Annotated in this window: 17 protein-coding genes; 12 read left to right on the plus strand and 5 right to left on the minus strand. The window is 49.2% G+C overall.

Annotated elements, in window-relative coordinates:
* Nucleotides 1-61: 61 nt before the first annotated feature.
* From cadA to lysS, 3 genes are all read left to right on the plus strand, one after another.
* Nucleotides 62-2,209: a lysine decarboxylase CadA gene (gene cadA / locus ACK8NJ_RS21610; RefSeq protein ID WP_001296667.1), complete on the plus strand. Its 2,148-nt coding sequence runs from the start codon at nt 62-64 to the stop codon at nt 2,207-2,209.
* A 58-nt stretch (nt 2,210-2,267) separates the two neighbouring features.
* The gene (gene dtpC / locus ACK8NJ_RS21615) at nt 2,268-3,725 is read left to right on the plus strand and encodes a dipeptide/tripeptide permease DtpC (RefSeq protein WP_001550473.1); all 1,458 of its coding nucleotides are present in this window, start codon (nt 2,268-2,270) and stop codon (nt 3,723-3,725) included.
* Between the two features lie 236 nt (nt 3,726-3,961).
* Nucleotides 3,962-5,479: a lysine--tRNA ligase gene (lysS, locus tag ACK8NJ_RS21620; protein ID WP_000003806.1), complete on the plus strand. Its 1,518-nt coding sequence runs from the start codon at nt 3,962-3,964 to the stop codon at nt 5,477-5,479.
* Between the two features lie 118 nt (nt 5,480-5,597).
* On the opposite strand, the gene ghoT is transcribed toward lysS, so the two are convergent.
* The 4 genes from ghoT to yjdI form a co-directional block, all read right to left on the minus strand.
* On the minus strand, nt 5,598-5,771 hold the full coding sequence (gene ghoT, locus ACK8NJ_RS21625) for a type V toxin-antitoxin system toxin GhoT (RefSeq protein ID WP_001173343.1): 174 nt from the start codon (nt 5,769-5,771) through the stop codon (nt 5,598-5,600).
* Between the two features lie 27 nt (nt 5,772-5,798).
* Nucleotides 5,799-6,095, minus strand: coding sequence for a type V toxin-antitoxin system endoribonuclease antitoxin GhoS (ghoS, locus tag ACK8NJ_RS21630; RefSeq protein ID WP_001312331.1), 297 nt, complete (start codon nt 6,093-6,095; stop codon nt 5,799-5,801).
* 228 nt (nt 6,096-6,323) lie between these two features.
* Complete coding sequence (locus ACK8NJ_RS21635) at nt 6,324-6,596, minus strand: GNAT family N-acetyltransferase (protein ID WP_000405647.1); 273 nt, start codon at nt 6,594-6,596, stop codon at nt 6,324-6,326.
* Nucleotides 6,597-6,607: 11 nt separating this feature from the next.
* Nucleotides 6,608-6,838 carry a 4Fe-4S mono-cluster protein YjdI gene (yjdI, locus tag ACK8NJ_RS21640; RefSeq protein WP_000373291.1) on the minus strand — a complete coding sequence of 77 codons (231 nt, stop codon included), beginning with the start codon at nt 6,836-6,838 and terminating at the stop codon, nt 6,608-6,610.
* 180 nt (nt 6,839-7,018) lie between these two features.
* On the opposite strand from yjdI, the gene ACK8NJ_RS21645 reads away from it, so the two are divergent.
* From ACK8NJ_RS21645 to ACK8NJ_RS21665, 5 genes are all read left to right on the plus strand, one after another.
* Nucleotides 7,019-8,650: a sensor histidine kinase gene (locus ACK8NJ_RS21645; RefSeq protein ID WP_001216477.1), complete on the plus strand. Its 1,632-nt coding sequence runs from the start codon at nt 7,019-7,021 to the stop codon at nt 8,648-8,650.
* Nucleotides 8,647-9,366, plus strand: a complete 720-nt coding sequence (gene dcuR / locus ACK8NJ_RS21650) for a two-component system response regulator DcuR (RefSeq protein WP_000611288.1) — start codon at nt 8,647-8,649, stop codon at nt 9,364-9,366. Before ACK8NJ_RS21645 ends, dcuR begins: the two co-directional genes overlap by 4 nt.
* A 570-nt stretch (nt 9,367-9,936) precedes the next feature.
* Entirely contained in the window at nt 9,937-11,277 is a 1,341-nt protein-coding gene (dcuB, locus tag ACK8NJ_RS21655; protein WP_000899522.1) for an anaerobic C4-dicarboxylate transporter DcuB, read from the plus strand.
* A 77-nt stretch (nt 11,278-11,354) separates the two neighbouring features.
* Nucleotides 11,355-13,001, plus strand: coding sequence for a class I fumarate hydratase (fumB, locus tag ACK8NJ_RS21660; protein ID WP_001550468.1), 1,647 nt, complete (start codon nt 11,355-11,357; stop codon nt 12,999-13,001).
* 122 nt (nt 13,002-13,123) lie between these two features.
* Complete coding sequence (locus ACK8NJ_RS21665; RefSeq protein ID WP_411961968.1) at nt 13,124-13,774, plus strand: DUF2238 domain-containing protein; 651 nt, start codon at nt 13,124-13,126, stop codon at nt 13,772-13,774.
* Here the strand turns inward: ACK8NJ_RS21665 and melA are convergent.
* A complete protein-coding gene (gene melA, locus ACK8NJ_RS21670; RefSeq protein WP_000986622.1) occupies nt 13,771-15,126 on the minus strand; it encodes an alpha-galactosidase in 1,356 nt (451 codons plus the stop codon). The genes ACK8NJ_RS21665 and melA overlap by 4 nt on opposite strands.
* A 282-nt stretch (nt 15,127-15,408) precedes the next feature.
* Between melA and melR the strand changes: the two genes are divergently transcribed.
* From melR to adiC, 4 genes are all read left to right on the plus strand, one after another.
* On the plus strand, nt 15,409-16,317 hold the full coding sequence (melR, locus tag ACK8NJ_RS21675; RefSeq protein WP_001090758.1) for a transcriptional regulator MelR: 909 nt from the start codon (nt 15,409-15,411) through the stop codon (nt 16,315-16,317).
* Nucleotides 16,318-16,515: 198 nt separating this feature from the next.
* On the plus strand, nt 16,516-18,783 hold the full coding sequence (gene adiA, locus ACK8NJ_RS21680; RefSeq protein ID WP_077632891.1) for an arginine decarboxylase: 2,268 nt from the start codon (nt 16,516-16,518) through the stop codon (nt 18,781-18,783).
* Nucleotides 18,784-19,118: 335 nt separating this feature from the next.
* Complete coding sequence (gene adiY / locus ACK8NJ_RS21685) at nt 19,119-19,880, plus strand: DNA-binding transcriptional activator AdiY (RefSeq protein ID WP_001217059.1); 762 nt, start codon at nt 19,119-19,121, stop codon at nt 19,878-19,880.
* Nucleotides 19,881-20,016: 136 nt separating this feature from the next.
* Nucleotides 20,017-21,354 (plus strand): arginine/agmatine antiporter, encoded by a 1,338-nt coding sequence (gene adiC, locus ACK8NJ_RS21690; protein WP_000093154.1) that lies wholly within the window; start codon nt 20,017-20,019, stop codon nt 21,352-21,354.
* The last annotated feature ends 78 nt before the right edge of the window (nt 21,355-21,432 follow it).

Consider the following 21,432-nt stretch of genomic DNA (forward strand, 5'->3'; position numbering starts at 1 on the left):
GCTCCTCCTTTCATTTTGTCCCATGTGTTGGGAGGGGCCTTTTTTACCTGGAGATATGACTATGAACGTTATTGCAATATTGAATCACATGGGGGTTTATTTTAAAGAAGAACCCATCCGTGAACTTCATCGCGCGCTTGAACGTCTGAACTTCCAGATTGTTTACCCGAACGACCGTGACGACTTATTAAAACTGATCGAAAACAATGCGCGTCTGTGCGGCGTTATTTTTGACTGGGATAAATATAATCTCGAGCTGTGCGAAGAAATTAGCAAAATGAACGAGAACCTGCCGTTGTACGCGTTCGCTAATACGTATTCCACTCTCGATGTAAGCCTGAATGACCTGCGTTTACAGATTAGCTTCTTTGAATATGCGCTGGGTGCTGCTGATGATATTGCTAACAAGATCAAGCAGACCACTGACGAATATATCAACACTATTCTGCCTCCGCTGACCAAAGCACTGTTTAAATATGTTCGTGAAGGTAAATATACTTTCTGTACTCCTGGTCACATGGGCGGTACTGCATTCCAGAAAAGCCCGGTAGGTAGCCTGTTCTATGATTTCTTTGGTCCGAACACCATGAAATCTGATATTTCCATTTCAGTATCTGAACTGGGTTCTCTGCTGGATCACAGTGGTCCACACAAAGAAGCAGAACAGTATATCGCTCGCGTCTTTAACGCAGACCGCAGCTACATGGTGACCAACGGTACTTCCACTGCGAACAAAATTGTTGGTATGTACTCTGCTCCGGCAGGCAGCACCATTCTGATTGACCGTAACTGCCACAAATCGCTGACCCACCTGATGATGATGAGCGATGTTACGCCAATCTATTTCCGCCCGACCCGTAACGCTTACGGTATTCTTGGTGGTATCCCACAGAGTGAATTCCAGCACGCTACCATTGCTAAGCGCGTGAAAGAAACACCAAACGCAACCTGGCCGGTACATGCTGTAATTACCAACTCTACCTATGATGGTCTGCTGTACAACACCGACTTCATCAAGAAAACACTGGATGTGAAATCCATCCACTTTGACTCCGCATGGGTGCCTTACACCAACTTCTCACCGATTTACGAAGGTAAATGCGGTATGAGCGGTGGCCGTGTAGAAGGGAAAGTGATTTACGAAACCCAGTCTACTCACAAACTGCTGGCGGCGTTCTCTCAGGCTTCCATGATCCACGTTAAAGGTGACGTAAACGAAGAAACCTTTAACGAAGCCTACATGATGCACACCACCACCTCTCCGCACTACGGTATCGTGGCGTCCACTGAAACCGCTGCGGCGATGATGAAAGGCAATGCAGGTAAACGTCTGATCAATGGTTCCATTGAACGTGCGATCAAATTCCGTAAAGAGATCAAACGTCTGAGAACGGAATCTGATGGCTGGTTCTTTGATGTATGGCAGCCGGATCATATCGATACGACTGAATGCTGGCCGCTGCGTTCTGACAGCACCTGGCACGGCTTCAAAAACATCGATAACGAGCACATGTATCTTGACCCGATCAAAGTCACCCTGCTGACTCCGGGGATGGAAAAAGACGGCACCATGAGCGACTTTGGTATTCCGGCCAGCATCGTGGCGAAATACCTCGACGAACATGGCATCGTTGTTGAGAAAACCGGTCCGTATAACCTGCTGTTCCTGTTCAGCATCGGTATCGATAAGACCAAAGCACTGAGCCTGCTGCGTGCTCTGACTGACTTCAAACGTGCGTTCGACCTGAACCTGCGTGTGAAAAACATGCTGCCGTCTCTGTATCGTGAAGATCCTGAATTCTATGAAAACATGCGTATTCAGGAACTGGCTCAGAATATCCACAAACTGATTGTTCACCACAATCTGCCGGATCTGATGTATCGCGCATTTGAAGTGCTGCCGACGATGGTAATGACTCCGTATGCTGCATTCCAGAAAGAGCTGCACGGTATGACCGAAGAAGTTTACCTCGACGAAATGGTAGGTCGTATTAACGCCAATATGATCCTTCCGTATCCGCCGGGAGTTCCTCTGGTAATGCCGGGTGAAATGATCACCGAAGAAAGCCGTCCGGTTCTGGAGTTCCTGCAGATGCTGTGTGAAATCGGCGCTCACTATCCGGGCTTTGAAACCGATATTCACGGTGCATACCGTCAGGCTGATGGCCGCTATACCGTTAAGGTATTGAAAGAAGAAAGCAAAAAATAATTAGCTCGTACAAGGGAAGTGGCTTGCCACTTCCCTTTTTTGCTCATAAGGAGAACACATGAAAACACCCTCACAGCCGCGCGCGATATACTATATCGTGGCGATCCAAATCTGGGAGTACTTCAGTTTTTACGGCATGCGTGCCTTACTCATTCTCTATCTCACCCATCAGCTTGGTTTTGATGATAACCATGCCATCAGCCTGTTCAGCGCATATGCTTCTCTGGTTTACGTTACCCCTATTCTCGGCGGCTGGCTTGCCGACCGCCTGCTCGGCAACCGCACTGCAGTGATTGCCGGCGCGCTGTTAATGACCCTTGGCCATGTAGTGCTGGGCATTGATACAAATTCAACCTTTAGCCTGTATCTGGCGCTGGCAATCATTATTTGTGGCTACGGTTTATTCAAATCAAACATCAGCTGTTTGCTTGGCGAGCTCTACGACGAGAACGATCATCGACGTGATGGCGGTTTTTCGCTGCTGTATGCTGCGGGCAATATCGGTTCTATCGCAGCCCCAATCGCCTGCGGCCTGGCTGCTCAGTGGTATGGATGGCATGTTGGCTTTGCCCTTGCGGGTGGCGGCATGTTTATCGGTTTGTTGATTTTCTTAAGCGGTCATCGTCATTTCCAGTCCACGCGTAGTATGGATAAGAAAGCGCTCACTAGCGTGAAATTTGCCTTACCAGTATGGAGCTGGTTAGTGGTGATGCTCTGTTTAGCCCCAGTATTTTTTACCCTGCTGCTGGAGAACGACTGGTCGGGATATTTGCTGGCGATCGTTTGCCTCATTGCCGCACAAATCATTGCCCGCATGATGATCAAATTCCCCGAACACCGCCGTGCTCTTTGGCAAATTGTATTGTTGATGTTTGTCGGGACGTTGTTCTGGGTACTGGCACAACAGGGCGGCAGTACCATCAGCTTGTTTATCGATCGCTTTGTGAATCGTCAGGCATTCAATATTGAAGTACCTACTGCACTATTCCAGTCAGTGAACGCAATTGCGGTGATGCTCGCTGGGGTTGTTCTGGCCTGGCTGGCGTCGCCAGAAAGCCACGGCAACTCGACATTGCGCGTCTGGCTGAAGTTTGCCTTTGGCTTATTGCTGATGGCTTGTGGCTTTATGTTGCTGGCATTTGATGCCCGACATGCAGCGGCTGACGGTCAAGCGTCAATGGGCGTGATGATATCCGGGCTGGCGCTAATGGGCTTTGCCGAACTCTTTATTGACCCGGTGGCGATTGCGCAAATCACGCGTCTGAAAATGTCTGGCGTATTAACCGGTATTTATATGCTGGCAACAGGCGCAGTCGCCAACTGGCTGGCAGGCGTCGTGGCACAGCAGACGACAGAGTCGCAAATTAGCGGTATGGCAATTGCCGCTTACCAGCGATTCTTTTCTCAGATGGGAGAGTGGACGTTGGCTTGTGTCGCGATCATCGTCGTATTGGCCTTTGCTGCCCGTTTTCTGTTTAGCACGCCGACGAATATGATACAGGAGAGCAACGATTAACTGTCGCAAAAACAATTAGTTATGAATAAATTAACTTTCAGTTTATCACACTAGTAAATCGAGATTAATAAGTCATTTAAACCATTTTGATGGTTATTTATTAGTGATATCAACTTGAGGTAAGCGTTAGTTTCGATAAGATAAACTGAGTTATTAATAGTCGAGGCAGATAATACAGTGTACCGATCTGTCTCTTTATCTACGCTAAATTGAAAGCTGGATTTAGAGGAACCAAAATGTCTGAACGAGAAACACGGGGAGCCAATGAGGCTATTGATTTTAACGATGAACTGAGAAATCGCCGCGAAAAACTGGCGGCACTACGTCAGCAAGGTGTGGCGTTTCCCAATGATTTTCGCCGCGACCATACCTCTGACCAGTTGCACGAAGAGTTTGATGCGAAGGATAACCAGGAACTGGAATCCTTAAACATTGAAGTCTCGGTTGCTGGCCGAATGATGACCCGTCGTATCATGGGGAAAGCCTCCTTTGTAACGTTGCAGGATGTCGGTGGCCGTATTCAACTGTACGTTGCAAGAGATAGCCTGCCAGAAGGTGTTTATAACGATCAGTTTAAAAAATGGGATCTGGGTGACATTATCGGTGCCCGCGGTACGCTGTTTAAGACGCAAACCGGTGAGCTTTCCATTCACTGTACTGAGCTGCGCCTGCTGACTAAAGCACTACGTCCTTTACCAGATAAATTCCATGGTCTGCAGGATCAGGAAGTCCGTTATCGTCAACGTTATCTGGACCTCATCGCTAACGATAAATCCCGTCAAACGTTTGTTGTCCGTTCAAAAATTCTGGCCGCTATCCGTCAGTTCATGGTCGCGCGCGGCTTTATGGAAGTAGAAACCCCGATGATGCAGGTAATTCCAGGTGGGGCATCTGCTCGCCCGTTTATTACCCATCATAACGCTCTGGATTTAGATATGTACCTGCGTATCGCGCCGGAGCTGTATCTGAAACGTCTGGTTGTAGGCGGTTTTGAACGGGTATTCGAAATCAACCGTAACTTCCGTAATGAAGGTATTTCTGTTCGCCATAATCCTGAGTTCACAATGATGGAACTCTACATGGCGTATGCGGATTACCACGATTTGATTGAACTGACGGAGTCCCTGTTCCGCACCCTGGCACAAGAGGTTCTTGGTACCACTAAAGTCACTTATGGCGAGCATGTGTTTGATTTCGGCAAACCGTTTGAAAAACTCACCATGCGCGAAGCAATCAAAAAATATCGTCCAGAAACCGATATGGCCGACCTGGATAATTTTGATGCTGCTAAAGCATTAGCTGAATCTATCGGAATTACGGTAGAGAAAAGCTGGGGTCTGGGACGTATTGTTACGGAGATCTTTGATGAAGTGGCAGAAGCACATCTGATTCAGCCAACCTTTATTACGGAATATCCGGCAGAAGTGTCACCGCTGGCGCGCCGTAATGATGTTAACCCGGAAATCACCGACCGATTTGAATTCTTCATCGGTGGTCGTGAAATCGGTAATGGTTTTAGCGAATTAAACGACGCAGAAGACCAGGCTGAACGTTTCCAGGAACAGGTTAACGCTAAAGCTGCAGGTGACGACGAAGCCATGTTCTATGACGAAGATTACGTGACTGCGCTGGAATATGGTCTGCCACCAACCGCTGGTCTGGGTATTGGTATCGACCGAATGATTATGCTGTTTACAAACAGTCATACTATTCGCGACGTTATTCTCTTCCCGGCGATGCGCCCACAGAAATAATTTTCACTTTAATGAACGAAGCAGTCAGGCGACTGCTTCGTTCATCGTTCCGCAAATCCAGTTTTGAGGAGAGACGCTTCGTTTCACGATAACCAGCGGGTCCACTCAACTACAGCTCCTAAAAGAGAGAAAAAAGTAATGCCACAGGCAGACTCATTGGCCAGGTTATTCCGACCAGGAATGCACTAAGTAAACGAATATGTGTTTTCTCATGTGAGATAAACCAGATAATGACAAAGGATATGTTCACACCAATCACATAAAAAATTAATATTTTAGAGAATAGTGCCATTTTTTATGTTCTTCTTATCCTTCCTGGCTACTTGTAAAACTGACGGAAATAGTCATCAACGGTCATAATGCTGAGGTCAAAATCAATATCCGGTAAGTCTAAGCATTTGAGCCTGATTAAATCTTCGATTTCACTTGCGGCTAATGATGTCGTTATTGCGAAGGAGTTTTCATTCAATTGTCGTGGTATACCATATTCATCAGCCACGATAGAGGAGAAATTCATATCATACATCAATGATCTTAACCTTAAGAACACTGAGGAATAAGATGATGGATAATCAAAAGAAACAACATAAGTATTGAACTTGTTTTTACCTTCCATAATATGACTCCTATCAATATTGAACGCTCTGGGGACGCAAAACTTATTAACCCCGATCGATGATTTTCATATAGGAGATATTCTTTTTTTTTTGCTCAGTAAAGGGGATGACTTGGGACAAAAAAACGCTCTCTCTGACCATTCTTTGTGCATCCCCCTACCCTTCAGATACTCTCCTGCATCACACCGCGGAGAGCAAGAAAAATATCGTGACTCTGTACTCTCCCATCAACTTCGAATATCATCATACTCCCGCGTTTTATCAAATTCGTGTTTCGCAAATGGGCATAGTGGGATAATTTTTCGTTTTTCCCGACGCATTTTTTCCACGACTTTCGCAACCAGCTGTTTACCAATCCCCTGCCCTTTCAGGCTTTCATCGACATCGGTATGTTCGATAATCGCTAAATTCTCTCCGGTCGGCACAAAGACAATTTCAGCGATTTGCTTGCCCTGTTCGTCATTAATGTAAAATTTATTGTGGCCTTCGCGTATTTCCATTTTACCCTCGCTTATTTATGACGGTATTTCAGCGCGCCGCTCGGGCACGTATCAATCACTTTAACCACAGTGGCAACGTCGACTTCATCCGGCATGATCCACGGCTTTCGTTTGAGATTAAATAACTTGCCGTTGCCACGTACGCAATTGCCAGAATGCTGACATATCGCAGTATTGAAATAGACATCGATCTTTTCGCCGGTATAACAGCGATAACCCCCGTCCAGTAGCGCCCGATCCATGACCTTCCCTCTCTCATCAGTATGATTATCGCTATAAGCATAGCCCCGGAATCTTCATACAGCACTGGCAGTTTCCGTTGCCAGAATCTCTTCCCCTATATAGCCAATCATTCTTACTCCCTTTGAATTACCCGCCTCATCAGAGATAATGCTTAAGAAATTTGTCACACAAGGAAGCTGATGAGACATTCATTGCCCTACCGCATGTTACGCAAACGTCCGATGAAATTGAGTACCACAGTGATCTTAATGGTCAGCGCGGTACTGTTCTCGGTGCTATTGGTGGTGCATCTGATTTACTTCTCGCAAATCAGTGATATGACGCGAGACGGGCTAGCCAACAAGGCACTGGCGGTGGCGCGTACCCTCGCCGACTCGCCGGAAATCCGGCAGGGCTTGCAGAAAAAACCGCAGGAGAGCGGCATCCAGGCCATCGCGGAAGCCGTGCGCAAACGCAACGATCTGCTGTTTATTGTTGTTACCGATATGCAAAGTCTTCGCTACTCGCATCCTGAAGCCCAGCGTATTGGTCAGCCATTTAAAGGTGATGACATCCTTAAAGCGTTGAATGGCGAAGAAAATGTCGCTATCAATCGCGGTTTTCTGGCGCAGGCTTTACGCGTATTTACCCCCATCTACGATGAAAATCATAAACAAATTGGCGTGGTGGCGATCGGCCTTGAGTTAAGTCGCGTGACCCAACAGATCAATGACAGTCGCTGGAGCATCATCTGGTCGGTATTATTTGGCATGCTGGTCGGGCTGATTGGCACCTGCATTCTGGTTAAGGTACTGAAAAAAATCCTTTTCGGCCTGGAACCCTACGAAATCTCCACGCTGTTTGAGCAACGCCAGGCCATGTTGCAGTCTATCAAAGAAGGCGTCGTTGCCGTGGACGATCGCGGTGAAGTCACGCTGATCAACGATGCCGCACAAGAATTGCTGAATTACCGTAAGTCGCAGGACGATGAGAAGCTGTCGACGCTAAGCCACTCGTGGTCACAGGTAGTAGATGTCTCGGAAGTGTTACGCGACGGTACCCCGCGCCGCGACGAAGAGATTACGATTAAAGATCGGCTATTACTGATCAACACCGTTCCGGTGCGCAGTAATGGCGTTATCATCGGTGCCATTTCAACCTTCAGGGACAAAACTGAAGTACGTAAACTGATGCAGCGACTCGACGGTCTGGTCAACTATGCTGACGCACTTCGTGAACGATCCCACGAATTTATGAATAAATTGCATGTGATTCTCGGATTATTGCATCTGAAGAGTTATAAGCAGTTGGAAGATTACATTCTCAAAACAGCCAATAACTATCAGGAAGAGATTGGCTCTCTGCTGGGTAAGATCAAATCTCCGGTTATCGCTGGTTTTTTAATCAGCAAGATTAACCGCGCGACCGATTTAGGCCATACGCTGATTTTAAACAGTGAAAGCCAACTGCCAGACAGCGGCAGTGAGGACCAGGTCGCGACGCTGATTACCACATTGGGAAATCTGATAGAAAACGCGCTGGAAGCATTAGGGCCGGAACCCGGAGGCGAAATTAGCGTAACATTGCACTACCGTCACGGCTGGCTGCACTGTGAAGTTAATGATGATGGACCGGGGATCGCACCCGATAAAATCGATCACATTTTTGACAAAGGTGTCTCGACAAAAGGAAGCGAGCGAGGCGTCGGTTTAGCACTTGTCAAACAACAGGTAGAAAATCTCGGCGGCAGCATCGCCGTGGAATCGGAACCCGGGATTTTCACACAATTTTTTGTCCAGATACCCTGGGACGGGGAGAGGTCGAACAGATGATCAATGTATTAATTATCGATGACGACGCAATGGTCGCGGAGCTGAATCGCCGATACGTGGCACAAATCCCAGGCTTTCAATGCTGTGGAACAGCCTCGACGCTGGAGAAAGCCAAAGAGATTATCTTCAATAGCGATACGCCTATCGACCTGATATTACTCGATATCTATATGCAAAAAGAGAACGGGCTCGATTTACTGCCTGTCCTGCATAACGCGCGTTGCAAAAGTGATGTGATTGTCATCTCCTCCGCAGCCGATGCGGCAACCATTAAAGATTCGCTGCATTACGGTGTCGTGGATTACCTGATCAAACCCTTCCAGGCTTCCCGCTTTGAAGAGGCGCTCACCGGCTGGCGGCAAAAGAAAATGGCGCTGGAAAAACATCAGTATTATGACCAGGCCGAGCTTGATCAGCTAATCCACGGCAGCAGCTCCAACGAACAGGATCCTCGTCGCTTGCCAAAAGGCTTAACGCCGCAGACGTTACGCACGCTGTGCCAGTGGATTGACGCGCATCAGGACTATGAGTTTTCAACCGACGAGCTGGCCAACGAGGTTAACATCTCGCGTGTTTCCTGCCGTAAATACCTCATCTGGCTGGTCAACTGCCACATCTTGTTCACCAGTATCCATTATGGCGTTACGGGGCGTCCGGTTTACCGTTACCGTATTCAGGCAGAACACTACTCACTGCTGAAACAATATTGCCAATAACGGATCGCTGGTTATCTGTAAGTAATAATTATTACTGTAATGCAAAATATTCCTGGCACAAGTTACATTGTTCATCAGTAAAACTTGTGCCAGATCAAATATAATTATCCCTCCATCATCGTTAAAAATTAATATCTCTTCAGATGAACGGTGTTTTTAATTTCAAAACGCTAACAAAAGTTAATTAACTATTATGTCACCCGCATTATGTGTATTTTTACCCACAAATGGGTAGATCAGATTAATCTATAAACCTAATGACATCTGCCCTGAGAACAAAAAATAGACCAATAAATATCAATAAGATAGAAGCAAACAAAACATTAACATCTGCGCAGTACAAACTATAAACCCATCGCCAGAGAGTTTTTCTCTCTGAAAAAGCCGCTTATCACAGTGCATAAATTTGCCGCTGCTTTAATCAGCCAATATTCACTGTGAGGTATTTGCTCAAGCCGGTAACGACCAAACGGATATTTAGTCAGGCTCTGAAAACAGTTCATACAAAACAGAACGTGACTGTGATCTATTCAGCAAAAATTTAAATAGGATTATCGCGAGGGTTCACACATGTTATTTACTATCCAACTTATCATAATACTGATATGTCTGTTTTATGGTGCCAGAAAGGGTGGTATCGCGCTGGGTTTATTAGGCGGTATCGGTCTGGTCATTCTGGTCTTCGTCTTCCACCTTCAGCCAGGTAAACCACCGGTTGATGTCATGCTGGTTATCATTGCGGTGGTGGCGGCATCGGCGACCTTGCAAGCTTCGGGCGGTCTTGATGTCATGCTGCAAATTGCCGAGAAGCTGCTGCGCCGCAACCCGAAATATGTCTCAATTGTCGCGCCGTTTGTGACCTGTACGCTGACCATTCTTTGCGGTACGGGTCATGTGGTTTACACCATTCTGCCGATCATCTACGACGTCGCCATTAAGAACAACATCCGTCCGGAACGCCCGATGGCGGCAAGTTCTATCGGTGCACAGATGGGGATTATCGCCAGTCCGGTGTCGGTTGCAGTCGTGTCTCTGGTTGCGATGCTGGGTAATGTCACCTTTGATGGTCGCCATCTTGAGTTCCTCGACCTGCTGGCAATCACCATTCCATCGACGTTAATCGGTATCCTGGCGATCGGTATCTTCAGCTGGTTCCGCGGTAAAGATCTGGATAAAGACGAAGAGTTCCAGAAATTCATCTCCGTACCGGAAAACCGTGAGTATGTTTACGGTGATACCGCGACGCTGCTCGATAAAAAACTGCCGAAAAGCAACTGGCTGGCAATGTGGATCTTCCTCGGGGCAATCGCTGTAGTCGCACTTCTTGGTGCTGATTCGGACCTGCGTCCATCCTTCGGTGGCAAACCGCTGTCGATGGTACTGGTTATTCAGATGTTTATGCTGCTGACCGGGGCGCTGATTATTATCCTGACCAAAACCAATCCCGCGTCTATCTCAAAAAACGAAGTCTTCCGTTCCGGTATGATCGCCATCGTGGCGGTGTACGGTATCGCATGGATGGCAGAAACCATGTTCGGTGCGCATATGTCTGAAATTCAGGGCGTACTGGGTGAAATGGTGAAAGAGTATCCGTGGGCCTATGCCATTGTTCTGCTGCTGGTTTCCAAGTTTGTAAACTCTCAGGCTGCGGCGCTGGCGGCGATTGTTCCGGTCGCGCTGGCGATCGGCGTTGATCCGGCATACATCGTGGCTTCAGCACCGGCTTGCTACGGTTATTACATCCTGCCGACTTATCCGAGCGATCTGGCAGCGATTCAGTTTGACCGTTCCGGCACCACCCACATCGGTCGCTTCGTCATCAACCACAGCTTTATTCTGCCGGGGTTGATTGGTGTGAGCGTATCGTGCGTCTTCGGCTGGATCTTCGCCGCGATGTACGGGTTCTTATAAATGCACTTTGCGTGCCGCCCGTGACTACGCGGCACGCCATTTTCGAATAACAAATACAGAGTTACAGGCTGGAAGCTATGTCAAACAAACCCTTTATCTACCAGGCACCTTTCCCGATGGGGAAAGACAATACCGAATACTATCTACTCACTTCCGATTACGTTAGCGTTGCCGACTTCGACGGCGAAACCATTCTGAAAGTGGAACCAGAAGCCCTGACCCTGCTGGCGCAGCAAGCCTTTCACGACGCTTCTTTCATGCTCCGTCCGGCACACCAGAAACAGGTCGCGGCTATTCTTCAAGATCCAGAAGCCAGCGAAAACGACAAGTACGTGGCGCTGCAATTCTTAAGAAACTCCGAAATCGCCGCCAAAGGCGTGCTGCCGACCTGCCAGGACACCGGCACCGCGATCATCGTCGGTAAAAAAGGTCAGCGCGTGTGGACCGGTGGCGGTGATGAAGAAGCGCTGTCGAAAGGCGTCTATAACACCTATATCGAGGATAACCTGCGCTACTCGCAAAACGCGGCGCTGGACATGTACAAAGAGGTCAACACCGGCACTAACCTGCCTGCGCAAATCGACCTGTACGCGGTAGATGGCGATGAGTACAAATTCCTTTGCGTTGCGAAAGGCGGCGGCTCTGCCAACAAAACGTATCTCTACCAGGAAACCAAAGCCCTGCTGACGCCCGGCAAACTGAAAAACTTCCTCGTCGAGAAAATGCGTACCCTCGGTACTGCAGCCTGCCCGCCGTACCATATCGCGTTTGTGATTGGCGGTACGTCTGCGGAAACCAACCTGAAAACCGTCAAGTTAGCAAGCGCTCACTATTACGATGAACTGCCGACGGAAGGGAACGAACATGGTCAGGCGTTCCGCGATGTCCAGCTGGAACAGGAACTGCTGGAAGAGGCCCAGAAACTCGGTCTTGGCGCGCAGTTTGGCGGTAAATACTTCGCGCACGACATTCGCGTTATCCGTCTGCCACGTCACGGTGCATCCTGCCCGGTAGGCATGGGCGTCTCCTGCTCCGCTGACCGTAACATTAAAGCGAAAATCAACCGCGAAGGTATCTGGATCGAAAAACTGGAACACAATCCAGGCCAGTACATTCCGGAAGAACTGCGTCAGGCCGGTGAAGGCGAAGCGGTGAAAGTCGACCTTAACCGCCCGATGAAAGAGATCCTTGCCCAGCTTTCGCAATACCCGGTATCCACCCGCTTGTCGCTCACCGGCACCATTATCGTGGGTCGCGATATTGCACACGCCAAGCTGAAAGAGCTGATTGACGCCGGTAAAGAACTGCCGCAGTACATCAAAGATCACCCGATCTACTACGCGGGTCCGGCGAAAACGCCTGCCGGTTATCCATCAGGTTCACTTGGCCCAACCACCGCAGGTCGTATGGACTCCTACGTGGATCTGCTGCAATCCCACGGCGGCAGCATGATCATGCTGGCGAAAGGTAACCGCAGTCAGCAGGTTACCGACGCGTGTCATAAACACGGCGGCTTCTACCTCGGTAGTATCGGCGGTCCGGCGGCGGTACTGGCGCAGCAGAGCATCAAGCATCTGGAATGCGTCGCTTATCCGGAGCTGGGTATGGAAGCTATCTGGAAAATCGAAGTAGAAGATTTCCCGGCGTTTATCCTGGTCGATGACAAAGGTAACGACTTCTTCCAGCAAATCGTCAACAAACAGTGCGCGAACTGCACTAAGTAACCTCTTCGGCCCAGCGCCTGGCAGCATGCTGCCAGGTGATCCCCCTGGGCCACCTCTTTTGCGATTGTAATTTCACGCTTGCTGGTGAATAGTCAGTATTTTCCCTGACTTGCGAACTCACCATGACCCGCACACTCAAGCCGTTAATTCTTAACACCGGCGCACTGGCGCTAACGTTAATCCTGATTTATACCGGCATTTCGGCCCATGACAAACTCACCTGGCTGATGGAAGTGACACCGGTGATTATTGTCGTGCCGCTACTGCTTGCCACCGCTAAACGTTATCCGTTAACGCCGCTGCTTTATACGCTCATTTTCTTTCACGCCATCATCCTGATGGTCGGCGGACAATACACCTACGCGAAAGTCCCCGTTGGTTTTGAGGTGCAGGAATGGCTGGGGTTGAGCCGTAATCCGTATGACAAACTGGGGCATTTTTTCCAGGGGCTGGTGCCTGCACTGGTGGCACGAGAGATCCTTGTGCGCGGGATGTACGTTCGCGGACATAAGATGGTGGCGTTTCTGGTCTGCTGCGTGGCGCTGGCGATAAGCGCGATGTATGAATTAATCGAGTGGTGGGCGGCGCTGGCAATGGGCCAGGGAGCGGATGATTTTCTCGGCACCCAGGGCGACCAGTGGGACACGCAATCCGATATGTTCTGCGCGCTGCTTGGCGCATTAACGACGGTGATATTCCTCGCTCGCTTTCATTGCCGCCAGCTACGGCGCTTTGGCTTAACCACCAGAGCGCCGGAAGCGATAACCCCTTAACGGTGCAACCAGCCTGGTAGCCAGTCGCCGTGGGCGGCAATCAGGTCGTCAACAAGAGCATATATTTCGTCAATGCCCAGCACGGCGGCAGTATGCGGGTCCATCATCGCGGCGTGGTAAACACGGTCGCGATTTTCCGTAAGAATAGCTTCGGTCAGCAGCGTCTGTACGTTGATGTTGGTTTGCATCAGGGCGGCCAGATGCGAAGGTAACGTACCGACTTTGGTCGGCTGAATGCCATTAGCATCAACCAGACAGGCTACTTCCACGCAACATCCTTGTGGCAGGTTATCAATCAATCCATCGTTACGGACGTTGCCGTAAATCACACTCGGCTCGCCAGTCCAGATAGCGTTCATGATTGTGCTGGCATATTCCCGTGACGGTTTAATATCAATCCGGGAGGCGTTCTTATACTCCTCCAGCTCTTTATGCCAGTTCGCCAGCTGCTCGACGCAGCGTTTCGGGTACTCATCCAGCGGTACTTTATAACGCTCAATCAAATCCTCACGACCTGGCTTAATAAACCACGGTGTGTACTCAGCAAAATGTTCTGACGATTCCGTGACGAAGTAGCCCAGCTTTTTGAACATTTCATAGCGCACAATATTCTGGCAGCGAGTATTGCCATGAATATTCGGCTTCGGTGCCTGCCCTGCTTCATAAGCCGCCAGCAGTTCCGGGTAGAGATTCACGTAACTACCGTCGGCGGTTTTGCGCTCCAGTTCCAGGTAAAACGCCATATGGTTGATACCTGCGCAACGGTAACGCAGCGTAGCCGGGTCGATATTGAGGTCACGCGCCAGCTCTTCCGCCGTTCCCTGCACCGAATGGCACAGCCCGACCTGTTTGATATGCGGATAACGGGCATACATCGCCCAGGTATTCATCGCCATTGGGTTAACGTAGTTGAGCATAGTGGCATCGGGGCAAACTTCCGTCATGTCCTCGCAAATTTGCCACAGGTGCGGAATGGTACGTAGCGCGCGCATAATACCGCCCGGCCCCAGCGTATCGGCAATGGTTTGTTCCAGACCGTGGCGCTTACAGACCTCGAAATCAGTCACCGTGCAAGGTTCATAACCGCCAATCTGAAATGCTACCACGACAAAATCGGCATCCTGTAAGGCTTCTTTCTGTTGGGTGTGGCAGGTGATTTTGCCGCTGGCCCCTGCTGAATCCATCAGCTTGCGCACCACAATGTGCGACTCTTCCAGGCGGGTGGGATCAATGTCCATCAGGGCAATATGCGCCGTTTTCAGCGCCTCGCGATGGAACACATCACCAAGAATATTTTTAACGAAAATCGTCGAACCAGCGCCGATAAATGTAATTTTAGGTGCAGACATCATGCAGATCTCCTAGCTTGCTTGAATGACTTCATCATGGCAGGCGAATCTGCATAAAACCTCCGGCTTCCAGGTTGAGCATTCCCATAAACTCAGATCCTGCGTGAAGCAGCAGTAAATCTGAGTTTATGGGAATAAATTACCTGAAAAGCAGAGTTTTCGGCCTCATGATGCTCGGACAGTCCCCTCGCCACTGTGGGAAGAGGGTGAAAACCGTGCTCCCACTCGTAGTCATCCTCCCTCACTCCTGCCATAATTCTGATATTCCAGGAAAGAGAGCCATCCATGAATACAGATACGTTTATGTGCAGCAGCGACGAAAAACAGACCCGCAGCCCGCTGTCGCTGTATTCGGAATACCAGCGGATGGAGATTGAGTTTCGCGCACCGCATATCATGCCCACCAGCCACTGGCATGGTCAGGTCGAAGTGAATGTGCCTTTCGATGGCGATGTGGAATACCTGATCAACAATGAAAAAGTGAATATCAATCAGGGACATATCACGCTGTTCTGGGCCTGTACACCGCACCAACTAACAGATACCGGAACCTGTCAGAGCATGGCGATTTTTAATCTGCCGATGCATCTGTTTCTCTCCTGGCCGCTGGATAAAGACCTGATTAACCACGTCACTCACGGCATGGTGATCAAATCACTGGCCACACAGCAACTTAGCCCGTTTGAAGTGCGCCGCTGGCAGCAGGAATTGAACAGTCCGAACGAGCAAATTCGCCAGCTCGCCATTGATGAAATTGGCCTGATGCTCAAGCGATTTAGCCTCTCTGGCTGGGAACCGATTCTGGTCAATAAAACCTCGCGCACACACAAAAACAGCGTCTCGCGCCATGCGCAATTTTATGTCAGCCAGATGCTGGGCTTTATTGCCGAAAACTATGATCAGGCGCTGACCATCAACGATGTGGCTGAGCACGTCAAACTTAACGCCAACTATGCAATGGGGATATTCCAGCGGGTCATGCAATTGACGATGAAACAGTACATAACCGCGATGCGCATCAACCACGTTCGCGCGTTACTGAGCGATACCGATAAAAGTATTCTCGATATTGCCCTGACGGCAGGCTTTCGTTCAAGTAGTCGTTTTTACAGCACGTTCGGCAAATATGTCGGCATGTCGCCGCAACAATACCGCAAACTTAGCCAACAGCGCCGCCAGACGTTTCCCGGCTAAAGACGATATCAGTATCAGCCAAAAAAATAGTTTAGCCGTCGATAATAAGCAGTGAAAATAATTTAAAATAATCACATAACATATTGTTTATAAAAACAAATATTTCAAAAATGTTTGTTTTTCACGCGCTTTACAGCCCGAAAAGGCCGGAAGATACTTGCCCGCAACGAAGATTCCTTCATAACCGGGTAAGCAATGATGAAAGTATTAATTGTTGAAAGCGAGTTTCTCCATCAAGACACCTGGGTCGGTAACGCCGTTGAGCGTCTGGCAGATGCTTTAAGCCAGCAAAATGTTACCGTGATTAAATCCACCTCCTTTGATGATGGTTTTGCCATTCTCTCTTCAAACGAAGCCATTGACTGCCTGATGTTCAGCTATCAAATGGAACATCCGGACGAACATCAAAACGTCAGACAATTGATCGGTAAGCTTCATGAGCGCCAACAAAACGTGCCGGTCTTCCTGTTGGGCGATCGGGAAAAAGCCCTCGCCGCAATGGACCGGGATCTGCTGGAGCTTGTCGATGAATTCGCCTGGATTCTGGAAGATACCGCCGACTTTATCGCCGGACGCGCCGTTGCCGCGATGACCCGCTACCGCCAGCAACTGTTGCCGCCACTGTTCAGCGCGCTGATGAAATATAGCGACATCCATGAATATTCCTGGGCAGCGCCAGGCCACCAGGGCGGCGTTGGTTTTACCAAAACACCCGCCGGACGTTTCTACCATGACTACTATGGTGAAAATCTGTTCCGCACCGACATGGGCATCGAACGAACTTCCCTCGGTTCTTTGCTTGACCATACTGGCGCATTTGGCGAAAGCGAAAAATATGCTGCACGCGTATTTGGTGCCGATCGCTCCTGGTCGGTAGTCGTCGGTACTTCCGGCTCTAACCGCACCATCATGCAGGCTTGCATGACCGATAACGATGTCGTGGTCGTTGACCGTAACTGCCATAAATCCATCGAACAAGGCTTGATGCTGACAGGCGCGAAACCGGTCTACATGGTGCCAAGCCGCAACCGCTACGGCATTATCGGGCCAATCTATCCGCAGGAAATGCAACCTGAAACCTTGCAGAAGAAAATCAGTGAAAGCCCGCTGACTAAAGACAAAGCCGGGCAAAAACCGTCTTACTGCGTAGTGACCAACTGTACCTATGACGGCGTGTGTTATAACGCTAAAGAAGCGCAGGATCTGCTGGAAAAAACCTCCGATCGGCTGCACTTTGACGAAGCCTGGTACGGCTATGCACGTTTCAACCCGATCTATACCGATCACTATGCCATGCGCGGCGAACCTGGCGATCACAACGGTCCTACCGTTTTCGCCACCCACTCCACCCACAAACTGCTGAATGCGCTGTCACAGGCCTCTTATATTCATGTACGTGAAGGTCGTGGGGCGATTAACTTCTCTCGCTTCAACCAGGCCTACATGATGCATGCCACCACCTCCCCGCTGTATGCCATCTGTGCATCCAACGACGTGGCAGTGTCGATGATGGACGGCAACAGCGGCCTGTCACTGACCCAGGAAGTGATCGACGAAGCGGTTGATTTCCGTCAGGCGATGGCGCGGCTGTATAAAGAGTTCACCGCTGACGGTAGCTGGTTCTTCAAACCGTGGAACAAAGAAGTCGTCACCGACCCACAAACCGGCAAAACCTATGACTTTGCTGACGCACCAACCAAACTGCTGACCACCGTTCAGGACTGCTGGGTCATGCATCCGGGCGAAAGCTGGCACGGCTTCAAAGATATTCCGGATAACTGGAGTATGCTCGACCCGATTAAAGTCAGCATCCTTGCTCCGGGAATGGGTGAAGATGGTGAACTGGAAGAAACCGGTGTTCCGGCGGCGCTGGTCACTGCCTGGCTTGGTCGCCACGGCATTGTGCCTACCCGCACCACTGACTTCCAAATTATGTTCCTGTTCTCTATGGGCGTAACCCGTGGGAAATGGGGGACTCTGGTTAACACCCTTTGCTCCTTCAAACGCCACTATGACGCCAACACACCGCTGGCGCAGGTGATGCCGGAACTTGTTGAACAATATCCTGACACTTACGCGAACATGGGGATTCACGATCTGGGTGACACCATGTTTGCCTGGCTGAAAGAAAACAACCCTGGCGCACGGTTGAACGAAGCCTATTCCGGCCTACCGGTGGCGGAAATCACCCCACGTGAAGCGTACAACGCGATTGTCGACAACAATGTCGAACTGGTATCCATTGAAAACCTGCCAGGACGCATCGCGGCAAACTCAGTTATCCCGTATCCGCCAGGAATCCCGATGCTGCTGTCTGGTGAAAACTTCGGCGATAAAAACAGTCCGCAAGTAAGTTATTTACGCTCGCTGCAATCCTGGGACCATCATTTCCCTGGGTTTGAACACGAAACAGAAGGGACAGAAATTATTGACGGTATTTACCACGTTATGTGTGTGAAAGCGTAACCACTATTCCGCTGAAGGCGTAATTGTTTAAATAACATTACGCCGCCTGGCCTTAGGCCTTTTGAGTATGGCAACGTTTTCATAAAAATTGCTGCAAACAAAAATGTCATACTTTTTGCGCGGCCCCACCCCGCGCTTTTTTTTGCCTGTTATTTATCCTTTTTTTAGCCTGTAAAAAAATATGTACATGAGAAATTACTATAAAAATTTGTAATATTAGTAAAACTCGTTATTTTTATGCATGTTTATATTCATCATACAATTATATAACCATTTCCCGGTATCGCTTCGCTTTAGCGAGAACTGGTCTTTTATTCGCACTCAGGAGTACATGTATGAGGATTTGCAGCGACCAACCTTGTATTGTTTTATTGACTGAAAAAGATGTCTGGATAAGGGTGAATGGGAAAGAACCTATTAGCCTTAAAGCTAACCATATGGCGTTATTAAATTGTGAAAATAATATTATCGACGTCTCCTCTCTTAATAACACTTTGGTTGCTCATATTAGTCACGACATCATCAAAGATTACCTCCGGTTTCTGAATAAAGATCTCTCGCAAATACCAGTATGGCAACGTAGCGCTACGCCCATCCTCACCCTGCCATGCCTGACGCCAGACGTCTTTCGCGTTGCCGCGCAACATAGCATGATGCCCGCTGAAACTGAGTCAGAAAAGGAACGAACACGTGCATTATTATTCACTGTGCTATCCCGTTTTCTCGACAGTAAAAAATTCCTTTCATTAATGATGTATATGTTACGTAATTGTGTAAGTGACAGCGTTTATCAAATTATTGAAAGCGATATCCACAAAGACTGGAATCTTAGTATGGTAGCCAGTTGTTTATGTCTTAGCCCGAGTCTGTTAAAGAAAAAGCTGAAAAGCGAAAACACCAGTTATAGCCAAATAATCACCACCTGCCGCATGCGTTATGCCGTCAATGAATTAATGATGGACGGTAAAAATATCTCTCAGGTATCACAATCCTGCGGCTACAATAGTACGTCGTACTTTATTTCTGTCTTTAAAGACTTCTACGGTATGACGCCTCTGCATTATGTTAGTCAGCACAGAGAACGCACTGTCGCCTGATTTTTAACCTTAACGAAGAGCTATATTAATAACGGCATCAGCGATAACCCGGTCGATAATAATTCAACTATCGAATGCAGGCGTATGATATGACGTAATTTATTGTCACGAAGCTCGCCTTCGCAGGAGTTTAATTATGTCTTCGGATGCTGATGCTCACAAAGTGGGCTTAATCCCCGTCACCCTGATGGTGTCGGGGAATATTATGGGGTCAGGTGTTTTTCTGTTACCTGCAAACCTGGCCTCCACTGGCGGGATTGCCATTTATGGATGGTTGGTGACGATTATCGGTGCGCTGGGGCTCTCGATGGTATACGCCAAAATGTCGTTCCTCGACCCAAGTCCTGGTGGTTCTTACGCTTACGCCCGTCGCTGCTTTGGGCCGTTTCTCGGTTATCAAACCAACGTCCTCTACTGGCTGGCCTGCTGGATCGGCAATATCGCCATGGTGGTCATTGGCGTAGGATATTTAAGTTACTTCTTCCCGATTCTGAAAGATCCACTGGTATTAACCATCACCTGCGTCGTGGTGCTGTGGATCTTCGTCCTGCTGAATATTGTCGGTCCGAAAATGATCACCCGCGTGCAGGCCGTTGCCACTGTGCTGGCGCTGATCCCCATCGTCGGGATTGCCGTATTTGGCTGGTTCTGGTTCCGTGGTGAAACCTATATGGCGGCATGGAACGTCAGCGGCCTGGGCACCTTCGGCGCGATTCAAAGTACCCTTAACGTTACGCTGTGGTCGTTCATCGGTGTGGAAAGTGCCTCCGTTGCCGCAGGTGTGGTGAAAAACCCGAAACGCAACGTCCCTATCGCCACCATAGGTGGGGTATTGATTGCCGCCGTTTGCTATGTGCTCTCCACCACCGCGATTATGGGGATGATCCCTAATGCCGCACTGCGCGTTTCTGCCTCGCCATTCGGTGATGCCGCACGGATGGCGTTGGGTGACACCGCCGGGGCCATTGTTTCCTTCTGCGCAGCTGCGGGTTGCTTAGGTTCACTGGGCGGCTGGACGTTGCTGGCGGGTCAAACGGCGAAAGCCGCTGCCGATGACGGACTGTTCCCACCGATTTTTGCCCGTGTAAATAAAGCGGGTACGCCAGTGGCAGGGCTGATTATCGTCGGTATTTTGATGACCATCTTCCAGCTCAGTAGCATTTCGCCAAACGCGACCAAAGAGTTCGGTCTGGTTTCTTCCGTGTCGGTCATCTTTACACTGGTGCCATATCTTTACACCTGTGCGGCGTTACTGCTGCTCGGCCACGGTCACTTTGGTAAAGCACGCCCGGCATATCTGGCAGTTACTACCATTGCCTTCCTCTACTGCATCTGGGCCGTGGTGGGGTCCGGGGCGAAAGAGGTTATGTGGTCATTTGTCACCCTGATGGTCATCACCGCCATGTATGCGCTGAATTACAACCGGCTGCATAAAAACCCGTATCCCTTAGATGCACCAATAAGCAAAGATTAATTCCCCTTAATCCAGCAAACATAAAAGCCAACCTTAAGAACTTAAGGTTGGCTTAATTTTGCTTTGCGAGCATATGCG

It is taken from the genome of Escherichia sp. F1 (assembly GCF_046764225.1).
Lineage (GTDB): Bacteria > Pseudomonadota > Gammaproteobacteria > Enterobacterales > Enterobacteriaceae > Escherichia > Escherichia coli.